20 protein-coding genes and 1 pseudogene are annotated in these 23695 nt (G+C 70.8%); 12 read left to right on the top strand and 9 right to left on the bottom strand.

Annotated elements, in window-relative coordinates; translation table 11 throughout:
* Positions 1–35 precede the first annotated feature (35 nt).
* Both AB0B58_RS32705 and AB0B58_RS32700 read right to left on the bottom strand, forming a co-directional pair.
* Positions 36–1406, bottom strand: coding sequence for a glutamate decarboxylase (locus tag AB0B58_RS32705; protein ID WP_360231585.1), 1371 nt, complete (start codon positions 1404–1406; stop codon positions 36–38).
* A gap of 74 nt (positions 1407–1480) precedes the next feature.
* Positions 1481–2203, bottom strand: coding sequence for a hypothetical protein (locus AB0B58_RS32700; RefSeq protein ID WP_360231804.1), 723 nt, complete (start codon positions 2201–2203; stop codon positions 1481–1483).
* Positions 2204–2498: 295 nt separating this feature from the next.
* Between AB0B58_RS32700 and AB0B58_RS32695 the strand changes: the two genes are divergently transcribed.
* The 3 genes from AB0B58_RS32695 to AB0B58_RS32685 all read left to right on the top strand — a co-directional run bounded on the left by AB0B58_RS32695 (position 2499) and on the right by AB0B58_RS32685 (position 5574).
* Entirely contained in the window at positions 2499–3095 is a 597-nt protein-coding gene (locus tag AB0B58_RS32695; protein ID WP_360231582.1) for a hypothetical protein, read from the top strand.
* Between the two features lie 159 nt (positions 3096–3254).
* On the top strand, positions 3255–3806 hold the full coding sequence (locus tag AB0B58_RS32690; protein ID WP_360231579.1) for a PadR family transcriptional regulator: 552 nt from the start codon (positions 3255–3257) through the stop codon (positions 3804–3806).
* Between the two features lie 46 nt (positions 3807–3852).
* Positions 3853–5574, top strand: a complete 1722-nt coding sequence (locus tag AB0B58_RS32685; protein WP_360231576.1) for an acyl-CoA dehydrogenase family protein — start codon at positions 3853–3855, stop codon at positions 5572–5574.
* Between the two features lie 59 nt (positions 5575–5633).
* Here the strand turns inward: AB0B58_RS32685 and AB0B58_RS32680 are convergent, their stop codons facing one another.
* Entirely contained in the window at positions 5634–7208 is a 1575-nt protein-coding gene (locus AB0B58_RS32680) for a methyl-accepting chemotaxis protein (RefSeq protein ID WP_360231573.1), read from the bottom strand.
* Between the two features lie 112 nt (positions 7209–7320).
* On the opposite strand from AB0B58_RS32680, the gene AB0B58_RS32675 reads away from it, so the two are divergent.
* Together AB0B58_RS32675 and AB0B58_RS32670 are read left to right on the top strand one after the other, a co-directional pair.
* Positions 7321–8169 carry an ABC transporter substrate-binding protein gene (locus tag AB0B58_RS32675; protein ID WP_360231570.1) on the top strand — a complete coding sequence of 283 codons (849 nt, stop codon included), beginning with the start codon at positions 7321–7323 and terminating at the stop codon, positions 8167–8169.
* A 118-nt stretch (positions 8170–8287) separates the two neighbouring features.
* Positions 8288–10666 (top strand): hypothetical protein, encoded by a 2379-nt coding sequence (locus tag AB0B58_RS32670; RefSeq protein ID WP_360231567.1) that lies wholly within the window; start codon positions 8288–8290, stop codon positions 10664–10666.
* 48 nt (positions 10667–10714) lie between these two features.
* Here the strand turns inward: AB0B58_RS32670 and AB0B58_RS32665 are convergent, their stop codons facing one another.
* Positions 10715–12370, bottom strand: coding sequence for a cellulose binding domain-containing protein (locus AB0B58_RS32665; protein WP_360231564.1), 1656 nt, complete (start codon positions 12368–12370; stop codon positions 10715–10717).
* 296 nt (positions 12371–12666) lie between these two features.
* Between AB0B58_RS32665 and AB0B58_RS32660 the strand changes: the two genes are divergently transcribed.
* Together AB0B58_RS32660 and AB0B58_RS32655 are read left to right on the top strand one after the other, a co-directional pair.
* Positions 12667–13584: an alpha/beta hydrolase fold domain-containing protein gene (locus AB0B58_RS32660; RefSeq protein WP_360231561.1), complete on the top strand. Its 918-nt coding sequence runs from the start codon at positions 12667–12669 to the stop codon at positions 13582–13584.
* 58 nt (positions 13585–13642) lie between these two features.
* On the top strand, positions 13643–13831 hold the full coding sequence (locus AB0B58_RS32655; protein ID WP_360231558.1) for a hypothetical protein: 189 nt from the start codon (positions 13643–13645) through the stop codon (positions 13829–13831).
* Here the strand turns inward: AB0B58_RS32655 and AB0B58_RS32650 are convergent.
* The 3 genes from AB0B58_RS32650 to AB0B58_RS32640 all read right to left on the bottom strand — a co-directional run bounded on the left by AB0B58_RS32650 (position 13778) and on the right by AB0B58_RS32640 (position 16798).
* Positions 13778–15112 (bottom strand): O-antigen ligase family protein, encoded by a 1335-nt coding sequence (locus AB0B58_RS32650; protein ID WP_360231555.1) that lies wholly within the window; start codon positions 15110–15112, stop codon positions 13778–13780. The genes AB0B58_RS32655 and AB0B58_RS32650 overlap by 54 nt on opposite strands.
* Positions 15113–15217: 105 nt before the next feature.
* Positions 15218–16081: a hypothetical protein gene (locus tag AB0B58_RS32645; protein ID WP_360231552.1), complete on the bottom strand. Its 864-nt coding sequence runs from the start codon at positions 16079–16081 to the stop codon at positions 15218–15220.
* Between the two features lie 51 nt (positions 16082–16132).
* Positions 16133–16798, bottom strand: a complete 666-nt coding sequence (locus AB0B58_RS32640) for a hypothetical protein (protein WP_360231549.1) — start codon at positions 16796–16798, stop codon at positions 16133–16135.
* Between the two features lie 107 nt (positions 16799–16905).
* Between AB0B58_RS32640 and AB0B58_RS32635 the strand changes: the two genes are divergently transcribed.
* On the top strand, positions 16906–17514 hold the full coding sequence (locus AB0B58_RS32635; RefSeq protein WP_360231546.1) for a DUF6518 family protein: 609 nt from the start codon (positions 16906–16908) through the stop codon (positions 17512–17514).
* 82 nt (positions 17515–17596) lie between these two features.
* Positions 17597–18274 carry an NADPH-dependent F420 reductase gene (locus AB0B58_RS32630; protein ID WP_360231543.1) on the top strand — a complete coding sequence of 226 codons (678 nt, stop codon included), beginning with the start codon at positions 17597–17599 and terminating at the stop codon, positions 18272–18274.
* Between the two features lie 265 nt (positions 18275–18539).
* On the opposite strand, the gene AB0B58_RS32625 is transcribed toward AB0B58_RS32630, so the two are convergent.
* Complete coding sequence (locus tag AB0B58_RS32625; RefSeq protein WP_360231540.1) at positions 18540–19580, bottom strand: S66 peptidase family protein; 1041 nt, start codon at positions 19578–19580, stop codon at positions 18540–18542.
* 1036 nt (positions 19581–20616) lie between these two features.
* On the opposite strand from AB0B58_RS32625, the gene AB0B58_RS32620 reads away from it, so the two are divergent.
* The 3 genes and pseudogenes from AB0B58_RS32620 to AB0B58_RS32610 form a co-directional block, all read left to right on the top strand.
* Positions 20617–21645: a hypothetical protein gene (locus AB0B58_RS32620; RefSeq protein ID WP_360231537.1), complete on the top strand. Its 1029-nt coding sequence runs from the start codon at positions 20617–20619 to the stop codon at positions 21643–21645.
* 200 nt (positions 21646–21845) lie between these two features.
* Positions 21846–22397, top strand: coding sequence for a TetR/AcrR family transcriptional regulator (locus AB0B58_RS32615; protein WP_360231534.1), 552 nt, complete (start codon positions 21846–21848; stop codon positions 22395–22397).
* An 81-nt stretch (positions 22398–22478) separates the two neighbouring features.
* Positions 22479–22730, top strand: a pseudogene (locus AB0B58_RS32610) (helix-turn-helix transcriptional regulator); the annotation flags it as partial.
* A 123-nt stretch (positions 22731–22853) separates the two neighbouring features.
* On the opposite strand, the gene AB0B58_RS32605 reads toward AB0B58_RS32610, so the two are convergent.
* Complete coding sequence (locus tag AB0B58_RS32605) at positions 22854–23471, bottom strand: ATP-dependent Clp protease proteolytic subunit (protein ID WP_360231531.1); 618 nt, start codon at positions 23469–23471, stop codon at positions 22854–22856.
* Positions 23472–23695: the final 224 nt, after the last annotated feature.

The following is a 23695-nucleotide window of genomic DNA, read 5'->3' as shown; positions in this document are numbered from 1 at the left end:
GTCCCGGCCCTTTCGCATGCCCTGCGGCGGCCCGGTCAGTGGCCGGGCCCGGTGACGATCTTCCTCCGCTCGGCCTCGTGTGCGCCGCCCTTCTTCGCGAGCGTGGCGCACGCCTCGGCGATGTCCCGGGCGAGCGTGTCGACGTGCTCCCGGCTCATCGTCTCCTTGACCAGCGCCCGCATGATCGTCACCTCCTGAGCGTCCGGCGGGAGGGTGTAGGCGGGCACCATCCAGCCGCGCTCGGCCGAGAGCTGCCAGGCGACGTCGAACTCGTCGAACCCGTTGTCGGCGGCGAGGCGGAACGCCACCAGCGGTAGCTGCTCCTCGTGGGGACCGATCAGCTCGAATAGGCCCATCGCCGCCAGCTTCTCGCCGAGTATCCGGGCGTTGGCCTGCATGTTCTTCATGATGTAGGTGTAGCCGGCCCGGCCGTAGCGCACGAAGTTGTAGTACTGGGCCAGCACCATCGACGAGCCGGTGGAGAAGTTCAGGGTGAACGTCGAGTCGGTCTTGCCGAGGTAGTTCTCCTTGAAGACGAGCTCCTCGGCCAGGTCCGCCTTCTCGCGGAAGATCAGCCAGCCGATGCCCGGGAACACGAGGCCGAACTTGTGCCCGGAGACGTTGATCGAGCGGACCTGCTCGAGGCGGAAGTCCCAGGCGGAGTCCGGATAGAGGAAGGGCCACACGAAGCCCCCGCTGGCGCCGTCCACGTGCAACGGCACGTCGAGCCCGCGCTCGCTCTTCATCCCCAGCAGCAGGTCGTTGATGCCGACGATGTCGTCCTTGTGCCCGGTGAACGTCGTACCCAGCACCGCCGCGACACCGATCGTGTTCTCGTCGATGTGCTCCCGCACGTCCTCGGGACCGATCGTGTATTTGCCCGGCCGCAGCGGCACGATCCGCGGCTCGACGTCGAAGTAGCGGCAGAACTTCTCCCAGACCACGTGCACGTCACCGCCGAAGACGAGGTTGGGGTTCGCGGTCGGGGCGCCCGCGGCCGCGCGACGCTTGCGCCAGTTCCACTTGAGCGAGAGACCGCCGAGCATGATCGCCTCGGAGGAGCCCTGCGTGCGCGCGCCGGTCGTCTCGCCCGGCGCGTGGAAGAGGTCGGCGAGCATCCGGATGCAGCGCTGCTCGATCTCGGCGGTGCGCGGGTACTCCGCGTGGTCGATGAAGTTCCGGTGCAGGTTCGAGGCGATGATCTCCTGCGCCTCCGGCTCCATCCAGGTCGTGACGAAGGTCGCCAGGTTCCGGGCCGGGTCGCCCTCGAGCGCCAGGTCCTCGGAGACGAGGCGGAGCGCGTCCTGTGCGGACATGCCCGCCACCGGAAACTCCCGGGACGGCACCTCCTTGGTGATGAACCGGTTGCCGAACAACGCGGCGTCGACGTCGGATGTGGCGGTCATTGGCTCTCCTCCGTTCGGGCGCCGTCCGATGCACGGGGCCGGGCTGGCGCGGTGATGGCACGTGGGTAACGCGCTCAGGGTCGATCGCGGGGTTCCGGCAGCGGGCCGGCGGGGCGAACGGCCGGGCGCTGCCGGACGGCGCGTCTCCAGGCCGGGAACATCAGCGCGGCTCCGACGAGGAAGCACAGCGCGCCGAGCAGGGTGCCGGCGACGGCGAGGCGGTCGTCGAGCACGTCACCGGAGCCGGGAAGAACGTAGCTGGCCAGGGCGGACGCCATGAAGAAGATGGATCCGAGCATGTTCAGCCACGCGATGTTCCAGGGCAGCGACCGCGGCCGCCAGCTCCAGAAGCTCCCGACCGCGAGAATGCCGAACGCGCTCGACACCAGGAAGAGCGTCGACCCGAGGAAGTCCGGCCGCCACACATGCCGGTCCTGCTGGTCCGCCGAGAGGTTCTGCAGCAGCGCGGCGAGGGTGCTCGAGTTGAAGAACAGCGTGCCGGGGAACTGCGAGACCGCCGCGAGCCAGCTCCGGTCGTGCGGCAGCCGGCGCCAGATCACCACCGGCTCCGGCGTGTTCTGCCGTTCCTCGTCGACGTCGGTCATCGCCGGGGTCTGAGCCTGCAGGAGCTGCAGGAACGACGCCGAGGTGAAGAAGATCGAGCCGATGAAGTAGGTGACGGCGGTGGCGAGGGCGCCGACCGCGTCGCTGTACGCCGGCACCGATCCCAGCACGAAGCAGGACGAGCCCACGATGAACAGGCTCGCGGTCGCCGCGTTGAGACGCACCGGCCGCATCCTCATGCCGCTCCCTCGGTAGGGCCAGAGCCCCCAGCGTCACCCGGGACCCGACCCCGCGGCTCATCCGCTCGGGATGAATCTGCATTCGCCGGCCACCGTCGGCGCCCCGCCGGACCCGCCCTCTATCACAGCCGCCCGGGAAACTGCTCGAAATACTGGATTCCGGGATCCGCGGCGACACGATCGGTGTTACGGGCTCGACTCACCGTGCCCACTGGGGCTATTGGTAATGGCTATTCGAACGTAATTCCGAATTCCATTATTGTCGACAAAAACGGCCCAGAATCATTCCGTGAAATCGGCGGACAAGCGGCGGCGGCACATGGTCCGATATGCGGGCAATAGCAACTATCGCAGAAGGGGTGACATGAACAAGGCAACGCGTATAGCAGTGGTGGGCCTGAGCCTGCTCGCCGGTGCGACGCTCGGTATGGCTCCGGCCCAGGCTTCGCCCTCGACCGGACAGGCGACCGCGAGCAGCTCAGTCGTCCAGCAGCAGGGCGACCGGTACTGGAACGAACGCGGCGTGGTCGGCTACTACCGGTTCCTCGGGGATTGCCGGCGGGCCGGCTTCTACGGTGACCGCATCGGCGCCTGGTGGGACTTCGAATGCGTGTTCGTGCGCTGGGGCATCCGTCGCGGCGCCTGGGCCCTGGTCGTCGGCGACCGGTACTGGGACAACGGCTGGGATGACCGTTGGCGTCCGGGTTACTGGCCGGGCAACTGGCCGTACCGGCCGGTCTGGCGGCCCGGCGTCTACGGCGGCGGTGGCGGCTATGACGGCGGTGGCGGCTATAACGGCGGGGGCGGCTTCAACAACAACAACAACAACGACAACGGCGGCGGCTGGAACGACGACCAGATCGAGCCGATTGACAAGAACCACTGAATAGCGCGATAAATCAATTGCGGGCCACACCTGACCGGTGTGACCCGCAATTGATTTCGCACCTGAGGCGACCGGGCGCCCTCCCCGCCGGCCCGGCGGCGCCCGTGATTCTTCTCGCCGGGCGTTGCTATGCAACGAGTTGCATAGCAGGATGCACCCATGGCCCTGGAGCACGCGATTCTGGTCTCCCTGCTGGAGCAGCCCGGGTCCGGATACGAGCTGGCCCGGCGCTTCGAGCGGTCCATCGGCCGTTTCTGGACCGCGACGCACCAGCAGATCTACCACGTCCTCAAGCGGATGGAGACCGACGGCTGGGTCACGGCCGAGCAGGTCGGCCAGGGTGGGCGCCCCGACAAGCGGTCCTACTCCGTGGCCGCGCCGGGCCGGGCCGTGCTCACCACGTGGCTGCGGGCCCCCGTGCAGCCTGAGGCGGTCCGGCACGAACTGGCCGTCAAGATCCGCGGAGCCGCGTTCGACGACGCCGCCGGGCGCGCGGCGCTGACCGCCGAGGTCGAGCGCTACCGCGCCACCCACGAGGAAACCCTCGAGCGCTACGTGACCGGTGAGCACCGGGACTTCCCCGACGCCGGCGCCCTCGACACCGGGCAACGCCTGCAGCACGTGGTGCTGCGCGGCGGCATCGCATACGAGCGGATGGTGCTCGACTGGCTCGACGACGTCCTCACCACGCTCCGCGGCCTCGACCGCTGACCTCTCTCACCCACCCGTCACCGCCCGGAGGAAGGGGAACGCCGCAATGGCGAACTCGCTGCTGTTCAACCCGCACACCTACGATCCCGCGCACCTCGACGCCGAGACGCGCAGGCTGCTGCGCGCCACCATCGACTTCTTCGAGAACCGCGGTAAGAAGGCGCTCCTCGGCAGCTACATCGACCGGGCCTGGTACGGCGACTTCCTGGACTTCGCCGCGAAGGAGGGCCTCTTCGCGACGTTCCTGACCCCGGCGGCCGACGGCGGCGGCGACCCCGCCAAGCGGTGGGACACCGCCCGCAACGCCGCCCTCAGCGAGATCCTCGGCTTCTACGGCCTCGGGTACTGGTACACCTGGCAGGTGACCGTCCTCGGCCTCGGACCGGTCTGGCAGAGCGCGAACCAGGCGGCCCGGGCACACGCGGCACAGCTGCTCGCCGACGGGCACGTCATGGCGTTCGGGTTGTCCGAGCGGGGCCACGGCGCCGACATCTACGCCACCGACATGATCCTCACCCCGGACTCCTCGGGTGGCTTCCGGGCGAGCGGCACCAAGTACTACATCGGCAACGGCAACGTCGCCGGGCTCGTGTCGGTCTTCGGCCGCCGCGCCGACGTCGACGGGCCGGACGGCTACGTCTTCTTCGCCGCCGACAGCCGGCACCCCGCGTACCACCTGGTCCAGAACGTCGTGAACGCGCAGATGTACGTCAGCGAGTTCCGGCTCGAGGACTACCCGGTACGCGAGCAGGACGTGCTGCACACCGGCCGCGCCGCGTTCGACGCCGCGCTCAACACCGTCAACGTCGGCAAGTTCAACCTCTGCACCGCCGCCATCGGCATCTGCGAGCACGCGATGTACGAGGCCGTCACCCACGCGCACCGGCGGATCCTCTACGGCAAGCCGGTCACCGACTTCCAGCACGTGCGCCGCGAGCTCGTCGACGGCTACGCCCGGCTGGTCGCGATGAAGCTGTTCAGCGACCGCGCCGTCGACTACTTCCGGTCCGCCGGCCCCGACGACCGCCGGTACCTGCTGTTCAACCCGATGACCAAGATGAAGGTCACCACCGAGGGCGAGAAGGTCATCGACCTGCTCTGGGACGTGATCGCCGCGAAGGGCTTCGAGGCGGACACCTACTTCGACAAGGCGGCCAAGGACATCCGCGGCCTGCCGAAGCTCGAGGGCACCGTGCACGTCAACCTCGCGCTGATCCTGAAGTTCATGCCGAACTACCTGCTCAATCCGACCGAGTTCGGCCCGGTGCCGCCGCGGTTCGACTCGGCCGACGACGAGTTCCTCTTCCGGCAGGGCCCGGCGCGCGGCCTCGGCGCGATCCGCTTCCACGACTGGCGCATCGCCTACGACGCACACGCCGACCTGCCCAACGTCGCGCGCTTCCGGGAGCAGGCCGACGGGCTGTGCGCGCTGCTGCGTGCACACGCGCCCGATGTGGACCAGCAGGGCGACCTGGACTTCCTGCTCGCGATCGGTCAGCTGTTCGCGCTTGTCGTCTACGGCCAGCTCGTCCTGGAGCAGGCCGAGCTGAACGGCCTCGACCGGCACCTGCTGGACGAGGTCTTCGCCATTCTGGTGCAGGACTTCTCCGCGTACGCGATCGAGCTGCACGGCAAGGCCGCCACGACCCCCGCGCAGGCCGCGTGGGCGCTGAGTCACGTCCGCCGCCCGGTGGCGGACGCCACCCGCGCCGCCGCGGTGTGGGACCAGGTCGTCGCGCTCTGCGGCGCGTACGAGATGCAGCCGTAGGCGGTCCGGACGGCCGGGCCCGCCGCAGGCGCCGGGCCCGCGCCGTCCGCCGCGGAGGCTCAGTGGCGGAACTTGTCGGACACCAGGTGCAGCTGATGGGAGAGCTGGGACAGCTCGGCCGCGGCCGCCTCGGTCTGGCTCGCCGCCTCGTGGGTCAGGTAGGTGGTCTCCGCCACCCTGGAGATCGAGTCGGACACGGCGGATGCCGAGGCCACCGCCGACGAGATGCTCGCGACGATCTGCCCGGTCGCGTTCGTCTGCGCGTCCACCGCCGCGGAGATCGAACGCTGCAGCTCGTCGATCCGGTCGATCACCGCGCTGATCCGGGTGATCGCCTCGAATGCCTGCGCGGTGTCGGTCTGCATCGCGGTCACCTTCGCCGCGATGTCCCCGGTGGCGGAGGCCGTCTCGCGGGACAGGTCCTTCACCTCGCCCGCCACCACGGCGAAGCCCTTGCCCTGCTCGCCGGCCCGGGCCGCCTCGATCGTCGCGTTCAGGGCCAGCAGGTTCGTCTGCTCCGCGATCGCCGTGATGATGCTGACCACCGCGGAGACCTCCTCGCTCGAGCTGCGTAGCCGCTCGATGGTGTTGTTGGTGGTGACCGCCAGCCCCACCGCCTCCTTCGCCACCGTGTCGGCCTCGGTCACGGCCGACGTGATGTCCTGGATCGAGCCCTCCATTCCCCGCGCCGCCGTCGTCGTCTGGTCCACGCTGGCCGTCACCAGGCCGATGTCGCGGCTCGCGGCCGCCGCCTCGCTCGAGGCCGTTCCGGCGCCCTCGGACAGCTGCCGGCTCGTCGCCGTCAGCTGCTCGGAGGCCGCCGCCACCGAACCCGCGTTGCCGCCGATCTCGATCAGCGCCGCGCGCAGAGAGCCCACGATCGCGTTCAGGCTCGCGCCGAGCTGGGTCAGCTCGTCGCCGCCCGACAGCGAGGCGTCCACCGTCAGGTCGTAGGCGGCGATGGACTGGGCCGCCGACAGGCAGTGGTTGACCCGGCGGGCGATCCGGCGGCCCAGCAGCATCGCGGCGCCGCCCAGGACCAGCGCGGCCAGCAGGCCGACGACGACGGTGAGCAGCTTCGCCCGGTCGGCGACCGCGTTGGCCTCGTCGTAGGACTCCTTGACCCGCTGGACGATCTCGGACCTCAGCGCGTCCAGGCTCTCCGCCAGCTTCTTGTCGACCTCGTCGTAGGCGGGACGGGCCGCCAGCGCCGCGGAGCGGGTCGGGTCCGACGCGACCCGGCTGGCCAGGGTCACGATCCGCTGGCCGGAGGCGATCAGCTCGTCCAGGGTCGGCAGCACGGCGTCCGCCTGTTGCCGCAGGTCGGGCATGTAGCGGATCACGTCGTCGATGCCGGCCCGGGCCTGCGCCACGTTCTCGCCCATGCCGTCGAGGGCCGTCTGACGTTCGGTGGCGTTGTTGGTGACCAGCGCGGCCAGCACGTTGCCCCGGTACAGGGCCCGGGCCAGGTCGGCGGACTGCACGGCCTGCAGCGCCGCCGCCGAGTTCCGCGCCTGCGCCTGCTGGTCGGCGAGGGCCGAGGTGCCGCGATAGCCGATCGCGCCGGCGACGATCACCAGGATGAACCCGACCACGGCAAGACCGGCGATCTGGCGCCGAATGGTGAACGTCACGGAGGACCTCCCTGCACGAAGATTAACCGGAAACCGCGCATATCGGGCACCTTCCGCTCAGCTCCGCACGCTGGGGACCGAAGAGGTCGGATAGCTACCCAGGAGGTTTCTCATGAAGATCGTTCCCCTGCTGCTGTGCGTCGCGGTGACGCTGACCGGCGCCGCCGGCTGCGCGAGCCAGGACGAACCCGAGGCCGGCAAGCCGGTCGACCGGCTCGCCGAGGCCCGGGCCGCCCTGCCCGACTCGGTCAAGCAGTCCGGGGTGCTGGTCGGTGGCACCGACCCGACCTTCGAACCGATGACCTTCATGAAGGGCTCCACCTTCACCGGCCTCGACGTCGGCCTCGCCGAGGCGATCGCCGACCGGCTGGGGCTCAAGGTGCAGTGGCAGAACGTCGGCTTCGGCGACCTGCTCGACCAGGTCGAGGGCCACAAGATCGACTTCTCGATGTCGTCGATGTTCGACCGCGCGGAGCGGCAGAAGCAGGCCGACTTCGTCAACTACCTCAACGCCGGCACGTCGATCGTGGTCCCCAAGGGCCAGGGCGACATCGGCGGGATGCCCGGGCTCTGCGGGCGCCGGGTCGCCGCGCAGCCGGACACCGTGTTCGTCGAGATGGCCGAGGCGCAGAAGAAGGACTGCGGCAAGAAGGGCATGACCGTCGTGCTGTCCGCCACCCCGTCCGCGTACGTGCGCGACGGCAAGGCGGACGCGGCGCTCAACGACTTCCCCATCGCCGCGCTCGACGTCGAGAAGATGCCGACGCTCGAGCTCTCCGGCCCGCAGATCGAGGCCATCCCGTACGGCATCGGCGTGGCCAAGGACCGCAAGGAACTCACGAGTGCCGTGCAGACGGCCCTGTACTCGCTGATCAACGACGGCACCTACGACCGGCTGCTGGCCGAGTGGAAGGTCAACGAGGGTGCCCTGCGCACCGGCGCCATCAACGGCGGCGCCTGACCGCCGCGCGCCACAGATCTTGAGCAAATCTTGAACTCGGCCTGAGCGGGGCTTGAGGCCGGCGCCGATTCTTCACGGTGGTCGCGCCCGCCCGTGCGGCCTCGACCAGGGGAGCACGATGCCGCCGCCGTTCCGTACCGTGCGCCGCGCGCTCGCCGTGGGAATGCTGCTCCTGCTGCCCCAGCTGTTCCATCCGGTGAGCGCACCGGACCCGGGCGCACCGGAGCCGGAGAGCACGTACACGCTCGCATCGACGGTGAGCCCGCCGGCGATGACGGCGGCCGGCTGCGCCGCCGATCCGCTCTGCGTGGCGGCGCCCGCCCCGGTCGCCGGCAACAACCACCCGGCGTTGCGGAAGGCCGTCACCGCGGCCGCCGCGCTGGCGGTCCCCGCCGTGGTCGATGAGGGCGGTGCGGTGCGCACCGCGCCGCGGCCGGCCACCGTCTTCCTGGCCGCCGGGAACTACACGCTCGGCGCCGGGCTGCGCCTGCCCCCGAACGTCAACCTGCGCGGCAGCGGCCTCACCGCCACGACCCTCTCGATGATCACGTCGAGCTGGAAGAACTTCAGCTACGGCTTCCTCGTGCGCTGGGAGGACGACGCCGAGGTCGCCGCGCCGTCTCCCGGCAGCACCAACCTCGTCTCGGACCTCACGGTGAACGGCAACTGCCGTGAGGGCGCCGGCGCACCGGTACCGGCAGACCTGCCCGCGCGCCCGGGCGGGATCTGCGATTTCCGCGTCGGCAGCGCCGCGGGCACCAACGTCGGCGGCGGCGTCAACGTCGGCGACCGGTGGACGGTGCGGCAGGTGCGCTTCACGAATCTGGAGTACTTCAAGCTCTGGATGCACAACGCCGAGGACGTACACGTCGTCGACAACCGGTTCGACAACTGGGGCGGCGCCGAGTCCGGCGACGAGGACAACATCGGCGGCGGCGGCCGCCACGACGGCGCGGTGATCGAGTACAACCAGTTCGACCGGACGATCCGCGGCAACTCCCTCGACTTCACCAACGCCATCCGCTCCACCATCCGGGCGAACGCCGTCTACGCCGACCGGGCCGTTGCCGCGGCCCGCCGGGTGCGGGGGTACGGCGACATGTACCTCGAGGGCGTGCCGGAGGCCACGGTCTCCGACAACGTCATGCACGGCGGCCACATCATCCTGCAGTCGAACGGCAAATACACCCGCACTGGGGCGAACAGGGACATCACCAACCCGCGCGGCTCGACGGTGAGCGGCAACCGCCTGTTCGATTCGTTCGGCGCGGGCGTGACGGTGACCTACGACGACTACGCCGACGCCGACGGCACCTACGGCACCCTCGGCACCTGGGACACCGGCAGCACCCGCCCGGGCGACCACATCGTCCGCCCGGGCGGCGGCAACGTCGTCCGTGACAACGTCATCGTCCGCCCGGCCGAGTCCGGCGTCGTGGTCGCCGGCATGATGGACCGGGTCAAGGACCTCGCCGACACGATCACCGGCAACTCGATCGTCAACGCGGGGCACGGCGGCTCGACCGAGATGTCGACCGGCGGCGGCACGTTCGAGACCAGCGGCATCGGCGTGTCCATCGGCAACGGTGACCGGATCTACGGCAACGAGGTCGCCGACGACCAGACCCCGCCCACCACCTGGTACGGCATTCACCTCGGCGCCCGCAACGCCGTCAGCACCGTGACCGGCACCGTGCTCACCGGCCCGTCCGCGCAGACCAACACCACCGACGGCGTGATCGGGGTCCCGGTGCGCCAGGCCGCCGGCGCGGCCGTCGCCCCGGCCTCGCCGGCCGTCGACGGCACGGTCCTGACCTGGGCCGAGTCGTACCCGGCCGGCAACGCGGCGGTCGCCGGCTACCGGGTGTACCGCGCCAACGTCCTGGTCGCCGACCTGCCGGTCGGCAGCGCGACGGTCCCGGCCAACCTGGTCGCCGAGGCCGACGCCGGGGTGGAGACGGACGCCTCCGGCTGGGCCGCGGTCTCCAACACGCTGGTGGCCCGCCACGGCGCCGCCGGCGCCCTCGGCACCGGCTCGCTGTCCCTGACCGCCGTCGCCGCCGGATCCGTCAACGCCGCGGGGCGGCTGATCCCGGTCACCCCGGGCCGGAAGTACACCACCGTCGCCTCGTTCCAGGCCCTGGCGGGTTCCGGGCAGCGGTCCCGCGCCGGCATCGAGTACTACGACGCCGCCGGGGCCCGGATCAACCGGCTCGCCACCCAGAACCACTCCTCGGTCGATCACCCCGGGAGCTGGATCACCAGCAACCACACCAGCGCCGCCCCGCCGAACGCCGCCTACGCCAAGGTGTTCGTCCAGGTGGACAACGTGGCGGCCGGGGAGGTGCACCTCGTCGACCGGCTCGGCCTGGTCGCCGGTACCGCCACGGAGCAGTGGACCGACCCCGCCGCCGGGGCCGGGGCCACGTACCGGGTCATGGCCTACCGGCAGGGCGACGGCCAGCCGGGCTGGATGTCGAGCGTGACGACGCCCTGACGGCGCCTCCCGGACCCGCCGCGGTGCGGCGGGCCCGGAACCTCTCGGTCAGGTGGACCTACAGGTCGGGCTCATTCCGGCGCCGGTACCGGTGGCCTGGAAGCCGAACTCGGTGTAGCCACCGGCGGGGATCGACGCGTTGTAGCCGACGTTGGTGAACTGGACCGCGCCGCTGCTGGCGCTGCGGTTGACGTTCCAGGCGTTGCTGATGGTGGCGCCCGAGGGCAGGGTCAGGCCTACGTTCCAGCCGTTGACCGCCACGGCGCCGGCGCTGACCCGCACCGTCGCCACGAAGCCGCCGGTCCACGCGTTGACCGACACCGCCGCGGTGCAGCCGGAGCCCGGCGGCGGCGAGCTCGGCGAGGTGGGCGGCGAGGGCGAGGTGGGCGGCGAGGGCGAGGTGGGCGGCGTGGAGGTCGGCGGGGTGCTGGGCGGGGTGGGGTCGAGGACCGGGGTCTGCCAGTCCCGCCACTCGGCCAGGTTGCCGGACGCCTTGCTCGAGATCCTGATCGCGCCGGGCGAGTTCCCCGTTCCCAGCAGGTACTTCTGGATGTGCTGCTGCAGCGGGGTCCGCCATTCGGCCCGGTTGGCGCAGTGGTTGCCGTCCTGGATGTCGGACCAGTAGCTGATATTCGCTCCCGCACCGAGTGCCTTGTAGACCTCCGCCCCGCCGAGCGCGGCCACGCCGGCGGACCTGGGACCCAGGTTGACGATGTGCGGGTTGTCCATGATGAACAGTCCCCGCGGCGCGACCATCGCCACCATCTCGTGGGTGTCCACCGGCAGCCGCGCCGGGCTGCCGGTAAAGGTTCCGAACGCGTCGCCGAGCCACGGCTGCTCGCCGTAGGCGCTGCTCAGGCTCTGCGCGCCCTCACCGGGGATGCCGCGGAAGATGGGCGCTCCGGCGCTGCCCGACTCGATCGGCATGGTCAGCGCGATGCGCTGATCGAAGGCGCCGATGACGAAGGCGCCCTTGCCGAACCGGGAGCATCCGGTGACGCCGGTCGCGTCCGCCCGCAGGACGGTACCGTTCGACTGCTCGATGACGTCGATGATGCGGCTGACGCCCCAGGCCCAGGCCATGAGCAGGCCGGTGCCGCTGGACGCGCCGTAGATGCTGTAGAACGCGCCCTGCTTGTTGTCACGCGGGGTGCCCTCCTTGCCGACCGCGTAGGGGTCGTAGTTGATGACGGCCGCGCCGGCGGCCTTGATCGCGGCCGTGTCGGCCCCGAAACCGCCGAGGACGACGACGGCCGGGAAGGGTCCGGAGCCGCTGGGCAACTCGACCCGGGCGGAGAAGCTGGAGCTCCTGCCCTGGTGCGTCACATTCACGGTGATGCCGGTGCTCGACACCGTTCCCGTGACGCTCGCCGGCTTCGCGGGCTTCTCGCCGTACACGAACCTCTCGGCCAGCTTCTTGATCTCCGCCCGGCGGCACTGCCACTCGGACGTGCTGGTGATGCGCGCACCGTTCAGCTTCTTGAAGGGGTCGGGAAGCCTGGCGTTGGTGGGCAGGGAGCCCGCGTCGGGCAGGCCGGGTACTGCGCAGCCGGCGCCCTCGTCCTCCACGCCGGACGCCGCCGCGGCGGCCTCGGCGGGTGCGGATCTCGGTATCGACGTCGCCGCTCCGGCGACCGCGAGCGCCGTTACCGCTAGCGCGACGACCGTGGAACGGAACTTGAAGCGGCCCGAGCTGGTGGTCACCGGGGCCCTCCTTCCGTGGCTGTCGGAGCGATCATCGTCGGCCGGCGACCCGGAACTTTCGGTCAGCGAGCCATGGAAGCGCTCCCATGGTGGATGCGTCCAGTGTTGAGCAACCTATTGAAAGATGTCAATCGAGACCTGGGCTTCTCGCCTGCCGACCCGCTTCCACGCGGCCCGGCGACAAGCTGACGCGCCGCCGAAAGTTGACTCTGTGTATATGGAACTTCCGGAACCGCTGCAGGTACGGCGGACGCCGTTCGGGACAATGGCGCAGACCCCGGAGATGAGGAGAGCCCGTGCGATTCACGCTGAACGCACTGTTCGCCGACGTGCCCGCGGAGCAGATCGACGAGGCTCGTGACTTCTACAGTTCGAGGCCGGCGGGTCGCGGCCCCGCCACGCCGGAGGAGCTGAGGCAGGCACGGGCGAGCAGGCCCGCCCCGCGTGCCGCCGATCCGCCCGCCGTCGAGGAGACGATCGAAGCCGCGCGGGCGCGCGTCCCCGTCCGGATCTTCACCCCTGTCGCCGGCCCGCCGCGGGGCGTCTACCTCGACATACCCGGCGGCGGCTTCTACCTGGACTCCGCGGCGCGCGCGGACGGGCGCAACCGCGGGCTCGCGGACGCCCTGCAGCTCGCCGTCGTCAGCGTCGGCTACCGGCTCGCGCCCGAGCACCCCTGGCCGGCCGCGCCCGACGACTGCGAGGCGGCGGCGCTCTGGCTCGTCGAGGAGGCCGCCGCCCGCTTCGGAACGTCCCGGCTCGCGATCGGCGGGAGCTCCGCGGGAGCCACGCTCGCGCTGGCGACCCTGCTCCGGCTGAGAGACCGCGGCGCCGCCGGCCGGTTCACCGGCGCCGCGCTCCAGTTCGGCACCTACGACCTGAGTGCGCGGACCCCGGCCGGTCGCCGCATCGCGGACGAGTACTTCATCCAGGCGTACGCCGGCCAGGTGCAGGACCGCACCGTTCCCGACATCTCCCCCGTCTACGGCGACCTTCGCGGGCTGCCCCCCACCCTGCTGATCGTCGGAAGCGCGGACGTGTTGCTGGAGGACAACCTGGCGCTGGCGGCCCGGTTGTCGGCGGCCGGCAACGACGTCGAGGTGCGGATCTACCCCGGGGCACCGCACGGCTTCACGGGTCACCCCACGGCACTGGCCAGGACGGCGCTCGGCGGCGTCGACTCCTGGCTGCGCGACCGGCTGACCCAACTGTGACCGTTCGTCGACATCGCCGCAGGCCGGGATCGTGATCTACGGCGGGTAGCCTCGGTGCATGACATTCCTCCTGGTGGTCGGGGCCGTGGTCGTCCTGATCGCGATCGGCGCGGTAATCACCGTCAGCCGCCGCAACGGATCCGGTTCCATGCCCGCCGACAGCGAACCGGGCTTCATGGCGGGAATCGGGAAACTAGGCCTCGAGCCGCACAGCAAGCGGGACGACGGCACCGGCGGCGCCTACTGAGGCCGCGGCCCCCGCGACCGGTGCGGACCGCACCGGCTCGCGGTTGACCGGGCCGTCGACGGCGGCCATGGCCAGCGCGATGCCGAAGTACATCAGCGAGAGGTTGATGTCGGTGTAGCCGTAGAACGGCGTGATCACCAGCGCGACCACCGGGACCACGCTGAGCCACTTGCCGGGCGGGCTGACCGCCGCGGCCAGCCGCCACGCGATGATCACGAACAGCAGGATGAAGATCAGCATCGCCGGGACGCCGTAGCTGTACATCAGCAGCCAGAACTGGCCCTGCGTGCCGAGCGGCTCGGCGCCGTGCGTGGTGTCGGCCAGCCGCGGTCCGCCGTAGCCGAGCAGCGGCGAGCGCAGCACCGCCTGGACCGTCTGCGCGTAGAGATCCGCCCGGTCGCCGGTCGAGTCGGTGTTCTCCACCCGATTCGAAATCAGCTCGCCGACCGGGATGACCAGCGTGGCGACCCAGGCCAGTACGGCCACCCCGGCGATCGAGGCGATCAACCGCACGTCGCCGCGCAGCAGCGCCCGCAGGCCGAGATAGACAAGCCCGGCGCCGAGCCCGATGAACATCCCCCGGTTCAGCGTGAAGAACGCCGGCACCAGCGCGAGCGGCAGCGAGACCAGCACCGCGGCGCGCAGCGCGCCGGTGCGCACCGAGCCGAGGTACGCGATCATGCACGGCACCAGGACCGCGAACCCGGTACCCCAGTTGTTCGTGTACGGGTACGGCGCCGCGGTCCGGTAGTACGGGTTGCGGCCCAGCGCGTTGTACTCGGTCGCGTGGCTGTGCACCAGCGCCCGGATCCCCCGGTTGCCGGCGACGCCGTCCGGCAGCAGCAGCTCCACCGGCGTGGTGATGGCGAACGTCGGCTTGAACACCCCGATCCAGCCCAGCGCGACCATGCCCAGCCAATAGAGGCAGAGCGGCCCGAACAGCCGGCGCCACCGCGCGCCGTCCCGGGCCGCGTTGTAGACGTACAGGTACACCACCAGCGCGGTGGCCAGCAAGCCCAGCCGCAGCGAGAACATGAACACGCCGCTGGCCCGGTCCATCCGGGTCAGGCTGACCACGACGATCGCGAGGAACACCAGCCACAGCGCCGACCCGGCGGGCAGGCCGATCCGGCCCCGGCTGACCAGCACGACCGCCAGCAACAGGCCGAGGAACGGCCAGAACAGCTGCAGTCCGCCGAGGACCCACCACAGTGGCATCAGGCCGAACATCGCGTACAACGGCCAGAGCGGCAGCTCCGCGCCCCGGTTCGCCCGCACCACGCCGGACAGTCTAGGAGGCACCGGGTTCAGGCGGCCGCCCGGGCCGTGGAGGTCATCGGGCACCCGCGGACCGGCGTACCGCTCGTGCTGCCGCGGCGCGCTCCCTCAGCCGCCGCGGTGATGCTTCTTCACGAACGTGTAGCCGGGTGCCAGGGCGGCGGGGGCCTGCGCGTTCTCGGCGGCCCGCTCGTGGAGCGTGAGCTGCTTCTCCGACGGCTGGGCGCCGGGCGGCAGCCGGCGGACGAAGCCGTTGACCCAGTGGTCGCGCCGGTCGGCGCCCTCGGCGCCGGCGTCGTCCGGGTACGGCGCCGGCTCCACCAGCGGCGCGTAGAACAGCAGCTCGGCGGACTTCTGTCCGTCGACGGCGGGATAGCAGGGGTATCCCGCCGCGTCGACGCTGCCGGGCACGCGGGTCAGATAGCCCTCCCGGATCAGCTGGTCGACGGCGTTGCGGAGCAGGAACGACCCGCGGGCGCCCCGGCCGAGCCCGCAGCTCGCGGCGAGTCCCGACTCGGCGAACGCGGCGCTGCCGTCGGAGTAGACCCGGCCCAGCCGGCGCACCGCGTGCAGCACCTGCCCCCGGTTCGACCCGCCCGCGCTGAACTCGCGGGTGACGACCCTCGGGTCGTACTCGTGGAAGTAGTCAACGCCGTCGACCCGCATCGGCTCCTCCAGGGCGGTGGTGCGCACCACGACCTCGTCCTTGGCGGCCTGCCAGGCGACGGTGACGAGCACACCGGGCCGCAGGTCCCGCGGCCAGTCGATGTCGCCGAACTGCCATTCGACGTCCTGGCGCAGCGAGGTCTCGAGGACCCGCGTCATGGGCGTGATGCCGTGGCCACGGTGCTCGAGCACGAGCGGAATGCGCTCCCGGTCACGCAGGGTCTCGACGCACTCCTCCGGCACGGCGCAGACCCCGCCGTCGAGATCCGCCTGCCAGAGGGCGAACCGACGGGTCACCTTCACCATGATCCACCCTCCGTGTACCCCCAGCGCGCACCGAAGATACCTCGCCGCCGGTCAGTAGCCGCTGAGTGAGTGGACCTTCTGCAGCAAGCAAGCGAGGATGAGCCGCGGGTCCAGCAGGCCCGCCGCGGTCAGGTCGACCCGGTACTCGTACGCCCACAACCGCCGGATCTGCCGAACCCGCGCGACGCGGACGCCGTCGACCGTGATGTCGTAGCGGCTCCGGCCGACCAGCAGCCAACGCCCGATCAGTGCGGTGACCGGCTGCGTCAGGCGCCCAAGCACCTGCCCGGACGGGCCATGGATCACCGTACGCGCCGGGCGGACGAACCCGCCGGTCGTCTCCAGCGTCCCGATGACCACGCCGAGGCGATGGTCGACGACGTCGAAGCAGACCGGCTCGAACGCCCCCGAGATCGACGGCGGGCGGTCGACCTGGCGCTCGCACAGCACCAGCATTGGCTCGGCGGGCGAGATCGTGCAGATCTTGATGCCGGGCGGGTATCCGGGGTAGGCCCCCGTCAGCACGATCATGCTCGGCTGCCCGCCGATCCGCAGCTGCAGCTGATCCCGGCGGCCCTTCTCGATCAGGCCGTCGGTGAGGACATCCGCCGCGTCGAACAGCCCCTGCACCAGGCCGTCACGGCGGCGGGTGGCGAACGAGTACCGCCCCGTCAGCACCGCCTCGGGCCAGCCGCGCCGCAGCATGTCGATGTGCACGTCCAGAAGATAGATCGCAGCGGCAAACATCGAGATCGGCCGCTCGGCCGAGGGCATCCGTCCCGGGAGGGATGCCGTGGCGCGGCGCCGCTGCCAGGATCGACGCCGTGACGGACAGGATTCGGTTCTGGCTACCGGCGGCGGCCGGCGGCGGCGTACTGCTGGGGGTCGTCGATCTGCTGCTGCAGCTGAGCCTGCCCTACCCGCTGGCGAACCTGGCGAACTCCAGCGCGGTGTGGGCGGTCGCGGCGTTCGCCGCCGGGCGCACGCTGCGCGCCGGACCCCTGCGGGCGGCGCTCGCCGGCGTGGTGTTGCTGGTCGTGGCCGTCCAGGCGTACTACGTGGCCGCGATCGTGCTGTTGCACGACGACCCGCAGACCCTGTGGGCGCCGTCGACGCTGATCTGGATGACGTTCGGCGTCCTGGCCGGCGCGGTGTTCGGTGCGGCCGGGCACCTCAGCCGCGACCACGCGGGCCGGTGGGTGGCAGTCGCGGCCGCCATGCCGGGCGCGGTCCTGCTCGCCGAGGCGCTGTCGCTGTGGCGCGCGCCGCGTGCGGACGCGGCGGCCACGGCCGTGGTGGAGGCGGTGCTCGGCATCGTCCTGGTGCTCTGGGCGGCCCGCGGTCCCGCCGTACGTGTCCAGGCCCTCGCCGCCAGTCTCGTGCTCGCGCCGCTCGGCCTCGGCCTGTTCCTCGCCGCCGGCTTCGGCGGTTGACCCCGCGCCCGGACGCCTGTGCCGCCGGTCACGACCGGCCCGGACGCGGAATCCCGCGTACGGCCGCACGGTTCGCGCTGACATGACGACAATCGGACTCATCGGCAGCGGGAACATCGGCTCGACCGTCGCGCGCCTGGCGGTCGCCGCCGGCTACGACGTGGTGCTGAGCAATTCCCGCGGCCCCGCGACACTGCAGGATCTGATCGCCGAGCTGGGCCCGCGGGCCCGCGCCGGCACCCCCGCCGAGGCCGCCGCGGCCGGCGACATCGTCGTCGTCACCGTCCCCCTGAAGGCCTACCGCGACGTACCGGCCGAGGCCCTGGCGGGAAAGGTGGTCATCGACACCAACAACTACTACCCCCAGCGCGACGGCGTCTTCCCCGAGCTGGAGGACGGCTCCTCCACCACCGGTGAACTGCTGCAGCGCCACCTCACCGGGGCACACGTGGTCAAGGGCTTCAACAACATCTTCGCCAAGCACCTGGCGACGCTGGCCCGCCCGGCCGGCGCGGCGGACCGCACCGCCCTGCCGATCGCGGGCGACGACCCGGACGCCAAACGCGCCGTCACCGAGTTCCTCGACCGCATCGGGTACGACACCGTCGACGTCGGACCGCTCGCCGAGAACTGGCGTACCCAGCGGGACACCCCGGTCTACGTCACGCCGTACGGCACCTTCGCCGACCCGGTCGGCACCCCCGCGGACGCCCGAACCGTACGGGAGGCCGTCGCCGCGGCCAAGCCACCCGCGCGCTGATCCCGACTCGAACGAGCTCAACACCCCGTCAGGCCGCTTCCTCCAACCTCCACGACGACGGATGTTGGAGGAAGCGGCGAGCACCGCGGCCCCAACCCACCAACGTCCACGACAACAGCCGAGGTTGGCCGCGCTGCTAACCCTGACCATGCCGCGCACCACCCGCGGCTACTTCTCGGTTCTGGCGCGAATTCCGTAAAGCTTCGGTCCAGCCGTTGCCACCACGGCGCGAGTCGGACCCAGGGTCGCTGCCGGGGCCATCGGCTCACTCATCCTCGGTGTTCAGCCGACCGGGCCTGTCATCGTGTGCGGCCCGTACGGCTGGTTCGAGCAGCGACAGTGTCCGCTGCTGCGCATCGAGGCCGACGCGGATGCCGACCGGCATCGGCAGATTCGGGCCGGCATGTCCGAACTCGACGTTGCCCAGGACCGGGATGTCACGGTCCCCGAGGACGTCGAGGACTATCTCGGCAAGGGTCGGGGACGCGTCGTGCGGCTCAAGTCCGATGATCTCCCGCGGAACACCCACGACCATGCCGGAGATTCGGTCGAGGATGCCGCAGTGCCGCAGCACCTGCAGATAGCTCCACACGTACGACGCCAGGCCGCCCATCTCCTCCCAGAACAGCACCGCACCGTCAAACCAGTCGAGGGGCAGCGCGTAACACGTCGCCTGCGTCAGCACAATGCGGTTGATCACCCCGCCGATCAGCCGACCTTCGGCACGCCCGGCACGCCAGCACTCCCACGACGGGCTCGCAGGCAGCGCACCGATCGCCTCCGTACCGGTCAGCAACCTGGAGTAGAGCTTCTCGAGTTCCGCTTGGCGCGTCGCCGGTGCGGCCTGCCAATGCCCGCCGAAGCCAGGGGTGGCCATGTCGGCATGGAACCCGACCAGACCCGTGCGTGCATAGAGCACCAGATGCAGCAGCGAGATGTCGCTGTAGCCCAGGATCGGCTTGGGGTCGGCCCTGATCGCCTCGAGGTCGATCAGGTCGAGGTAGCCGAGCGCCGTCTGGCCGCCGTCATTCGCGATGATCGCGCGTACCTCAGGATCACGCAGAAGACCATTGAGCTCCCCGGCGATCTCCGCCGGCGTAGCCGCGCTCCACCAATGGTGTCGCCCTACTTCGAGTAGCGGTGCCCGACGCACGCGGAATCCCATCCGCTCGAGCACGACCACCGCCTGCTGGACGTTGTGCTCGTAAGCGGCAGCCAGCGGCCCGGACAGCGATGCGATGACGACGAGATCTCCGGGCCTCAGGGCGCGAGGTCGAAGCAGTTGAGGCAGTGCAGAACCGGTCACCGACGCAGTGTCCCCACACACGCAACAACACGCTACGAATTTGCCAGTCGACCAGCCAGCAGGCCTAGGGGTGTCTCGCGGATCACGACCTCTTTCGCAAGCCCCCGGGGCACCCACCGGCACAGGCGGCATCGGCACACCCGGCAGCAGACGCTTCCCGACCCTCATTTTCCAGCGCACTCTCCCAAGGCGACAGCTTAAGAAAGTAGCCTTTGGCCGCCCGCCCCGGCGCGGGGCGCCGCTGGCGGAAAAGTGAATCTGCTGCGATTGCGTCGCGTTCGCCCAATGGAATAGCGATGTCGTTCCAGTGATTTCGGAGCGACGTGCGGGCCGGCCCTGATCGGCGCTGCCGTTGACCGGGAACTTCCCGGCGCCGGGGAGGCCCGCACCAAGGGTTCACGTCGACCGCCGGCCGTCACCTGCTCGACGGATGCGGGCCGCCGCCGGCGCACGCAGGCGGACTCCATGCGCCCAGGCCGCCGCTGGCCTGTACAGGCGGTTGCCGGGTGTCCGGACCGTCGCTTGCGGAACCGCGCCGGATCCGCGATCGTCACCAGCGCTCGGCGTGGCGCTGGGCAGGATGCCGCCTCGGCCGACAGGGACCCGCACCCTGGAACAGGGGCCGGGGGCGGGATCGGGGCCGGATGGCGCGGCCGGGAACTGGGTGCTCCGTCCCGCAGCTGACGCAGACGCTCGGCGTGGCGCCGGACAAGGCCCCAGGCTCGGTGGCGCTGATGGGTGCGGCGGAACGCGTCATTACCGGGCGAGTATCGGCGCGATGCGGTCCGGTCACGCATTGCGGCAAGTTCCTCCGTGGTGAATAGCTGAAGCTGCCGCATGGGACTATTATCTCGGATCCGGGCGACAATTATCGTTCCTGGATCGGCGATCGATCATGCCAATTATCCCGCTTGATCATCCACCCTGATCTGGCAACCCGAGCTCCCGCGTCAGACGTCGATGAGATTCTGCGGCGACTTGGGCGGGCCCCGGGGGAGGCGCAATTCGGTGGTCCCATCCGCCTGGGAGGGCGAGCATGGTCGCCATGGTGAGGGAACGGGTCTGGGCGCCGCTTCAGGGCGGGCTGCCGCCGGTGGAGACGGTGACCGGCCCCGTCGTGGAGATCGCCTGCGACGAGTCCGGGTTCTCCGGCAGCAATCTGCTCGATCCGGCGACCCCGGTGATCACGCATGCGAGCGTCGACCTGAGCGTCGCCGAGGCGGTCGGGCTGATCGCGGCGCTGCGGTCGGGGTTCCGGTACTCGCCGGACGAGTTCAAGTCCGGGCGGTTCCTGCGCGGCCCGGACGCGGGCGAGGCGCTGGGGTGGTTCCTGGCGGCGCTGGGCGGCCGGGCGCACGTCCACCTCGTCGACAAGGAGTACTTCCTCGTCACCCGGATCCTCGACCTGTTCCTGGCCGAGCCGTCCTATGCGGCCGGTACCCGCCTGGCCCAGGAGCATCGCCCGGCCGCGCTCACCCTGTACCGGGCCCGGCACTCGGCCGGGCGCGACTGGGGCGTCTTCCTCGCCGCCTTCGTCGAACTGGTCCGGATGAAGCGGCGGCGCCGGCCGGACCACCCGATCGTCGAACGGTTCCTCCAGGCGCGGGATGCGCTGGCGCGGGACGGGCTCGGCGCGCGGGCCGCCGGCGTCCTCGACGGGCTCAGCCGGGCCCGCGTGCAGGCCGTCCTGACCAGGCTGCGCGACGACGACCCGGCGATACCGCCGCCGCTGGAGCCGATGCTGCCGGCGCTGGCCGAGACCGTCCTGTACTGGAGCGGCGGCCACCGGCAGGTGCTGGTGGTCCACGACGAGCAGAGCGCCCTCACCGCCGGCCGGTTGAGGCGTCTTCAGCAGGCACTGGCGGACGGTTCCGACGAGGCCGGTGCCGCACCGGGCCGGCTCTCGCCGCTGGCCGGGCTGGTGACGGTCGACTCCCGGGACGATCCGCGGGTCCAGGTCGCCGACCTCCTCGCCGGCGTGGCACGGCGGCTGCCGGGTACCGCAGGCGACGGCCCGCTCCAGCCGTTCCTCTCCCCGACCTCCCTGCGCGATCCCGAGCGATGACACGCCTCGTCGAAGAGCACCGCCTCGTGGGTGTCCGATCCCGCGCTGAAGGCCCCCGCCACGGATCGAGAGGATCAACGGCAGCCTCGCGACGGTGCTCTTCGGACGGTGCACCCGCAGTCTCACGCGGCGGCCCGAAGGGCCGATCGAGAACACTTACGCTACCCAACATAGCGTAAGTGGCAGGATAGCCTGATCCGGTGCAGACATCCACCACCCCCGCGATCGGGCGGCCCCGCTCGGACCTGAACGCGACCGTCTTCGCCGCCACGCTGCGCTCGGTGCACGAACTGGGCTATGCGGGCGCGACGATGGACCGGATCGCGGCGGCGGCGGGCGTGGCGAAGACGACGCTCTACCGCCGATGGCCGTCCAAGGGCGCGCTGATCGTGGAGTGCCTGCTCGACGCGTTCGGACCGGTGCCGCTGACCGGCAGCCGCGGCGAGATCATGTCGTCGGCCATCCGCTGGATCGCGGCGAAGATCGGCGAACCCGGTGCCGGCGCGGCGTTCGCGGGCGTGTTCAGCGACGCCATCAACGATCCGGCCCTCCGCGGGCTCCTGTCCGCACGGCTTCAGGATCCGTACCGGCTGGCGCTGCAGGACGCGCTTGGCGAGCCGGAACACCGGATCCTGCTCCTCATCGACGTCGTCACTGGGACCCTGCTGCACCGGATGGGCATGACCGGCGAGCCCATGGCCGACGCCGACGTCGACGCGCTGACCGAGATGGTCCTGCGGTCCTTCGGCTGACCGCCGCCGGGTTCTACGCTGCTGGCGGAACCGGCGCCCGGCGGGTATCGGCGGCGCCGCACCGATGGGTACCGTGACCGGATGGCGGACATCGCGCACCTCGGCCCCGGCGGACGTCCGCGGCCCCGGCCGCTGCTGCGCACGTTCGTCGGCGAGGTCCTGCGCCGCCACCGGCTGGAGCAGCGCCGCACGCTGGCCGAGGTCGCCCGGGAGGCCTGCGTCTCGGTGCAGTACCTCTCCGAGGTCGAACGCGGCCGCAAGGAGCCCAGCTCCGAGATCCTCGCCGCCGTCTGCGACTCGCTGCGGATCGAGCTGTCCGACCTGCTCGCCGAGGTGGGGCGCGATCTCGCAATGGACCGCGCCCCGGTCCTCAGGCTGGAGAACGCCCGGCGCCACCAGCACCTCGCGGCGCGACCGCAGCACCCCGGTGGCTCCGTCATGCTGCTGGCCGCCTGATCAGCTCGCGTCCGCCAGCTGGAACGGACGCGCCGCGCGGGCGGTGATCACCTGGTCGGCGAGGCCGTACGCCACCGCCTGCGCCGCGGACAGGGTCATGCTCCGGTCGGTGTCGGCCCGGATCCGCGCCGCCGTCTGGCCGGTGTGCTCGGCGAGGATCTCATCCATCTCGGCGCGGACCTTCGCCACCTCCTTGGCCTCGACCGCCAGGTCCGGCAGCGTGCCGCGGGCCTGGCTCGACGGCTGGTGCAGCGTCACCTTCGCGTGCCGCAGCACCGAGCGCTTGCCCGGCGTGCCGGCCGCGAGCAGGGCCGCCGCCGCGGACGCCGCCTGCCCGACGCAGATGGTGGCGATGTCGCACCGTACGAAATGCATGGTGTCGTAGATCGCGGTCAGCGCGCTGAAAGAGCCGCCCGGGGAGTTGATGTACAGCCCGATCTCCCCCTCGCCCGCGGACTCCAGGTGGATCAGCTGAGCGATCACCACGTTGGCGACCCCGTCGTCGATCTCGGTACCGAGAAAGATGATCCGATCCGAGAGCAGCCGCGAGTAGATGTCATACGCCCGCTCCCCGTTCGGCGTCTTCTCCACCACAGTAGGAATCGTGTACTGACTCATGCCATCCCCTCCGCTGGCGCTCCGGCGATGTCATGAGTTTTGGACTGAGTTGATGATTCACTCGCAAGCTCGCTCATGCCATCCCCTCCGCTGGCGCTCCGGCGATGACATGAGTTTCAGACTGAGCCGATGATTCACTCGCAAGCTCGCTCATGCCATCCCCTCCGCTGGCGCTCCGGCGATGACATGAGTTTCAGACTGAGCCGATGATTCACTCGCAAGCT

It is taken from the genome of Actinoplanes sp. NPDC049118 (assembly GCF_040648555.1).
In the GTDB taxonomy this organism is placed as follows: Bacteria; Actinomycetota; Actinomycetes; order Mycobacteriales; family Micromonosporaceae; genus Actinoplanes.
Note: the sequence above shows the minus strand (reverse complement) of the source record. Positions and strands in the feature narration are given on the sequence as shown.

What these genes read in the sequence shown, in the direction of transcription:
- AB0B58_RS32690 (WP_360231579.1), top strand. Translation starts at nt 3,255, where the DNA reads ATGGCCCTGGAGCACGCGATTCTGGTCTCCCTGCTGGAGCAGCCCGGG.
- AB0B58_RS32620 (WP_360231537.1), top strand. Translation starts at nt 20,617, where the DNA reads ATGGTCGCCATGGTGAGGGAACGGGTCTGGGCGCCGCTTCAGGGCGGG.
- AB0B58_RS32670 (WP_360231567.1), top strand. Translation starts at nt 8,288, where the DNA reads ATGCCGCCGCCGTTCCGTACCGTGCGCCGCGCGCTCGCCGTGGGAATG.
- AB0B58_RS32645 (WP_360231552.1), bottom strand. Translation starts at nt 16,081, where the DNA reads ATGGTGAAGGTGACCCGTCGGTTCGCCCTCTGGCAGGCGGATCTCGAC.
- AB0B58_RS32685 (WP_360231576.1), top strand. Translation starts at nt 3,853, where the DNA reads ATGGCGAACTCGCTGCTGTTCAACCCGCACACCTACGATCCCGCGCAC.
- AB0B58_RS32655 (WP_360231558.1), top strand. Translation starts at nt 13,643, where the DNA reads ATGACATTCCTCCTGGTGGTCGGGGCCGTGGTCGTCCTGATCGCGATC.
- AB0B58_RS32605 (WP_360231531.1), bottom strand. Translation starts at nt 23,471, where the DNA reads ATGAGTCAGTACACGATTCCTACTGTGGTGGAGAAGACGCCGAACGGG.
- AB0B58_RS32705 (WP_360231585.1), bottom strand. Translation starts at nt 1,406, where the DNA reads ATGACCGCCACATCCGACGTCGACGCCGCGTTGTTCGGCAACCGGTTC.
- AB0B58_RS32675 (WP_360231570.1), top strand. Translation starts at nt 7,321, where the DNA reads ATGAAGATCGTTCCCCTGCTGCTGTGCGTCGCGGTGACGCTGACCGGC.
- AB0B58_RS32700 (WP_360231804.1), bottom strand. Translation starts at nt 2,203, where the DNA reads ATGCGGCCGGTGCGTCTCAACGCGGCGACCGCGAGCCTGTTCATCGTG.
- AB0B58_RS32630 (WP_360231543.1), top strand. Translation starts at nt 17,597, where the DNA reads ATGACGACAATCGGACTCATCGGCAGCGGGAACATCGGCTCGACCGTC.